The organism is Cognatilysobacter lacus, from assembly GCF_008274655.1.
Taxonomy (GTDB): Bacteria; Pseudomonadota; Gammaproteobacteria; order Xanthomonadales; family Xanthomonadaceae; genus Cognatilysobacter; species Cognatilysobacter lacus.
In genome coordinates this window covers 1-4,676 of the sequence record NZ_VTRV01000187.1, presented here as the reverse complement: position 1 = coordinate 4,676, position 4,676 = coordinate 1, and the positions used below count along the sequence as shown (strand labels likewise).

Here is a 4,676-nt window from a genome sequence, read left to right as displayed (position 1 = left end):
CCTTCGCCGCCGCGATGCGCAGCTTGGCCAGCAGTTGCTCGAGCGCCTTGGCGTCGCGACCCAGCGCCTGCTCGCGCGCGGCGCGGTCCTTGTACTTGGCGTCGAGCTGCGCGACCAGCACGGCGCGCTGTTCGCGGTCGCGCTGCAATTGCGCCAGCTGCGCGGCCTGCGCCCTCTGCGCGGTGGTGAGCTCGCCGGTGCGATGCGCGATTTCGGCTTCGACGCGATCGAGCTCTGCCAGTTTCGCGGTCAGGTCGCGGATGCGCGCGGCACGCGCCTTCTCCAGATAGGCGTGGTACGTCAGCAGGCGTTGCGTGTCCTCGACACGGTCGCGCGCAAGCAGCGATTTCAGCGGCCCGGCCGGGCCCTGCCGGTCCGCCGCGCGCAGCAGCATCGCCAGCTCCACGCGCGCGCCCTTGAGCGTGTCGCGCATCCGGGCCTGCCGAACGCGCAGCTGCGACAGGCTCGACTTCTCGGTCTGGATCTTCGACTGCGTCTGTTGGAGCGAACGATCGGTCTGCCCGACCTGCTCGTCCGCCGCGCGAAGCTGCTGGCTCGCGCTGCCACGCTGCGTCTCGATCTGGCGACGTTCCTGCGCGACGCCCTTCAGTTCGCGCTTGATCTGCTGCAGCTTCTTCTCGGTACCGCGCGTGTCCTGCGCGGCGGCGGCGAGCACCGGTACCGACAGCGCGAGCACCAGCAGCGCGGAGTGCGTGCGCATCAATGCAAGAGCAGGCTGGCGCCGGTCATCTCGACCGGCTTGTCGAGGCCGAGCAGGTCGAGGACCGTCGGCGCAACGTCACGCAATGCACCGCCGTCGCGCAACTTCGCGACGCGCGGACCGCAATAGACGAACGGCACCGGCCCGACGGTATGCGCGGTATGCGGCTGCCCAGTGGCGACGTCGCGCATCATTTCGAGGTTGCCGTGATCGGCAGTGACAAGCAGCGCGCCGCGCCTGTCGGCCACGGCGCTGCGAATGGCACCGATCGCGACGTCCACCGCTTCGGCGGCCTTGATGGCAGCCGAGATGATTCCCGTGTGGCCGACCATGTCGGGATTGGCGATGTTGCAGATGGCGACGTCGACCTCGCCCGAACGGATGGCAGCGCACAGGCGTTCGGTCACTTCCGGGCAGCTCATTTCCGGCTGGAGATCGTAGGTCGCGACCTGCGGGCTCGGCACCAGGATGCGCGTTTCGCCGGGATATTCGTCCTCGCGGCCACCGCTGAAGAAGAAGGTGACGTGCGCGTACTTCTCGGTCTCGGCGATACGCAGTTGCCTCAGCCCGTGGGCCGACAGCACCTCGCCGAGCGTGTTGCGCAGGTCGTCGGGACCGAACGCGACGGGCGCCGGGAAACGTGCGTCGTACTGGCTCAGGCAGACGAATCGCGACAGCACCGGATGGCGCGCGTCGAAGCCATCGAAGGCGGGCATGACGAACGCGGCGGTGAGCTGGCGCGCGCGGTCGGCACGAAAATTCATGAACACCACGGCGTCGCCGTCGTGCATGCCGGTGTAGCCGTCGAGCACGGTCGGGGCTACGAATTCGTCGTTTTCGCCACGCTCGTACGCGGCTTCGAGCGCGGTGATGGCGTCGGTGGCACCCTGCGCCGCGCGTGCTTCGACGATCGCATCGAACGCGCGGTGGACGCGGTCCCAGCGCTGGTCGCGGTCCATTGCGTAGTAGCGGCCGCCGACGGTGGCGATGCGGGCATTGCCGAGCCGGTCGCAGACGTCCTGCAGCGCGCGCAGGCTCGGTTCGGCTGAACGCGGCGGCGTGTCGCGGCCGTCGAGGAATGCATGCACGGCGACCTTCGGCACGCCCTTGCGATGCGCGAGTTCGAGCATCGCCAAGATGTGCCGTTCGTGGCTGTGCACGCCGCCCGGCGAGAGCAATCCCATCACGTGCAGCGTCGCCTTGGCGGTTCTTGCCGCGTCACAGGCGGCGGCGAGCTCGGCGTTGTCGAAGAACGTGGCGTCCTCGATCGCGGCGTCGACGCGCGTCAGGTCCTGGTAGACGATGCGGCCGGCACCGAGATTCATGTGGCCGACCTCGGAGTTGCCCATCTGTCCATCCGGCAGGCCGACATGGCGGCCCTCGGTGTGGATCAGCGTGTGCGGGCAGGCCTGCACCAGCGCGTTCCAGTTCGGCAGGTGGGCCTGCGCCAGCGCATTGTCGGTGGGATCGTCGCGATGGCCCCAGCCGTCGAGAATCAGCAGTACGACGGGCGTGATGGCGGGCGTGGGCACGAGGCGACCTGTGACTTCGGGCAGGTGCCCGGGGCGGAGGGAAGCGCGATTGTAGCGGTGCCCCTGCGACGACCCGCGGCACCGGGTTTAAACCGCACGGTCGCGGCCGGCATCCAAGCTGCACAACCTCGAGGACATTCGCCATGCGCAACGCCCTGTTCCTCCTGCCGCTCGCCGTCGGCCTCGCGCTGGCCGGGCCCGTCCGCGCCGCGGACGTCACCAGCGTCGACAAGGTCAACGGCAGCATCCACGCGCTCGCCGGCCAAGGCTACGGCACGCTGCAGACCGTCAACGGCAGTATCGAGATCGACGCGCAGGTGCATGCGGGCTCGGCCGAGACGGTGAACGGCAGCATCCGCATCGGCGACGGTGCGCAGGTCGGGGAGCTCACGACAGTGAACGGCGGCATCCACGTCGGTCGCGCGCTGCGCATCGCCGGCGACGTCACCACGGTCAACGGCGGCATCTTCATCGACCGCGGCGGACGCGTGGCCGGCGGCATCGAGAACGTCAACGGTGCGATCGGCATCGTCGCAACCGAAGTCGCGCACGGACTCGAAACGGTCAACGGCGACATCACCGTCGGCGTCGACAGCCACGTGCACGGCGGCATCCATGTCGCCAAGCAGCACCTGCGGCTGCTGAGCTTGCGTACGCGCGACCCGCGGATCGTGATCGGCCCGAATGCGCAGGTCGACGGTGCGCTGGTGTTCGAGCGCCCCGTGGTCCTGTACGTGCACGACAGCGCGCGGATCGGCAGCGTGACCGGCGCGACGGTGCGGCGCTTCAGCGGCGCCGTGCCTCCGGCCGACTGAGATCGGCGTCGGGTGGCCGCTGAGCGATGCGTGGCCATTATCGGAGGCGCGGGAGGCGGTAACGCTGCGGAGGCCCGCAGTAATCCACTGCGTCCGAGCGCCTCACGAGCCGGAGCCTGACGGATCGAGGGTCTTCGCACCGCGGGCGGTCGAACCCTGGTGGCGTACAGGAACCCGGCATGCGAACACGCGCGGCGAGCGGCCGCCCCAACGGCGAGACGCAGACGTCGGACCTTGCGCCCGTGGCCACCGGGTGCGGTGTTCGCGTCGAAACGACGGCTCGCCTGGCCGGCAGCGCAGCGCGCGCTTGCGCGTGGTCCGACGACGTGCGACCCCGGCCGGCGGCGCCCGGGTTAGTCTGCGACCCAACTTCCGGAGCCCGCGCATGACCCTCTCGACCGCTTACTGGTGCGTGCTCGTCGCCGCACTGCTTCCCTATGTCTGGACCGTCATCGCCAAGTCCCGGGGCCCGCGCTACGACAACCGCGACCCGCGCGCGTGGCTGGCGCGGCAGGACGACCCTCGCGTGCAGCGCGCCAACGCAGCCCAACTCAACGCGTTCGAGGCATTTCCGGCGTTCGCGGCCGGCGTCATCCTTGCCCACCTCGCCGGCGTGGCTGACGCGCGAATTGCGTTGCTGGCAGTCGTTTTCGTGGCCGCTCGGGTGCTGCACGGCGTGTTCTACGTCGCCGGAATCGCGACGGCGCGAAGCATGGCGTGGTTCATCGGTATCGGCTGCTCCGTGGCGCTGCTTGCACAGGCGGCACTCGCCGTCCGCTGAACGTGCGGCGTCGCCGCGATCCCTCCCTTGGCTAGCCCGATGCGCCCCGACGTCACGCCCCCGCTGTATCAGCTGCTGCCGGCGGCGTCACGACGCTGGCCGGCTCGGTGCTGCGTAACTGGTTGACGACTGTTCGGGCCCGATCCGGCGTCGTGTAACCACCCGGGGCAGCGTTTGGTCTACGCCTACTCGTCGGCCACACGTTATGGTTTGACCGACGCGTGTCGTCTACGCCCGCCGCAATAGCGCTCGAGCTGCGCGCACTAGGCTCGCGCGCGACGAACGTCTGGCAGTCGAACGCGAGTAACGCTTTCCATTACTTCGGCGATTTGTATTAGCCATCGGATGTCATGGGAGGCACGCAGTTCGGTCTGGTTCCGCTGCAGAAGCGAACGGTCGGTACGGCGGGCGTTACGGGAACTGCGAGCAGTGCCCGGTAACCAGGTGCGAGTGCTGCGGCTGGCCTGGAGGCGGTCGGATCCGGCACACAGCCCGCCACGTCGCGAGGGCGTGGTGCTGGGACGCTACGCTCTTGGAGCGCATGGGAAGTCCGGTATTTGCGCGGCGTACGCGCAACTATCGGTCCGGCGTATCGTCTGTGGAGGCGACGGCGGCAGGCGCCGCCTTGGCGCGGCGATTGGAAGCCACTTGCGCCAACCTGCGCTGCTGCCCATCCGCACGCAGCTACCGCGGGCAAGCCGACCCGGAAACTCGACCGCCCACCGCTGCCAAGAGCCCCAAACTCCAAACCTTTGCCGCAAAGACAAACCCCCACCCGTGTTCACGGATGGGGGTTTGGGGATAAAGACCCTGGCGATGACCTACTC

Annotated in this window: 4 protein-coding genes; 2 read left to right on the top strand and 2 right to left on the bottom strand. The window is 69.0% G+C overall.

Going from position 1 to position 4,676, the window contains the following annotated elements; all coding sequences use genetic code 11:
• The coding region (locus tag FW784_RS12745; protein WP_425481648.1) for a murein hydrolase activator EnvC family protein at positions 1–721 on the bottom strand (721 nt) is incomplete at its 3' end.
• Entirely contained in the window at positions 721–2,253 is a 1,533-nt protein-coding gene (gpmI, locus tag FW784_RS12740) for a 2,3-bisphosphoglycerate-independent phosphoglycerate mutase (protein ID WP_235893678.1), read from the bottom strand. The genes gpmI and FW784_RS12745, both read right to left, overlap by 1 nt.
• A 143-nt stretch (positions 2,254–2,396) precedes the next feature.
• Between gpmI and FW784_RS12735 the strand changes: the two genes are divergently transcribed.
• Positions 2,397–3,068: a DUF4097 family beta strand repeat-containing protein gene (locus FW784_RS12735; protein WP_149353710.1), complete on the top strand. Its 672-nt coding sequence runs from the start codon at positions 2,397–2,399 to the stop codon at positions 3,066–3,068.
• A gap of 385 nt (positions 3,069–3,453) precedes the next feature.
• The gene (locus FW784_RS12730; RefSeq protein WP_149353709.1) at positions 3,454–3,849 is read left to right on the top strand and encodes an MAPEG family protein; all 396 of its coding nucleotides are present in this window, start codon (positions 3,454–3,456) and stop codon (positions 3,847–3,849) included.
• Positions 3,850–4,676: the final 827 nt, after the last annotated feature.

Coding starts and splice junctions, on each gene's coding strand:
- FW784_RS12735 (WP_149353710.1), top strand. CDS start 2,397: ATGCGCAACGCCCTGTTCCTCCTGCCGCTCGCCGTCGGCCTCGCGCTG.
- FW784_RS12730 (WP_149353709.1), top strand. CDS start 3,454: ATGACCCTCTCGACCGCTTACTGGTGCGTGCTCGTCGCCGCACTGCTT.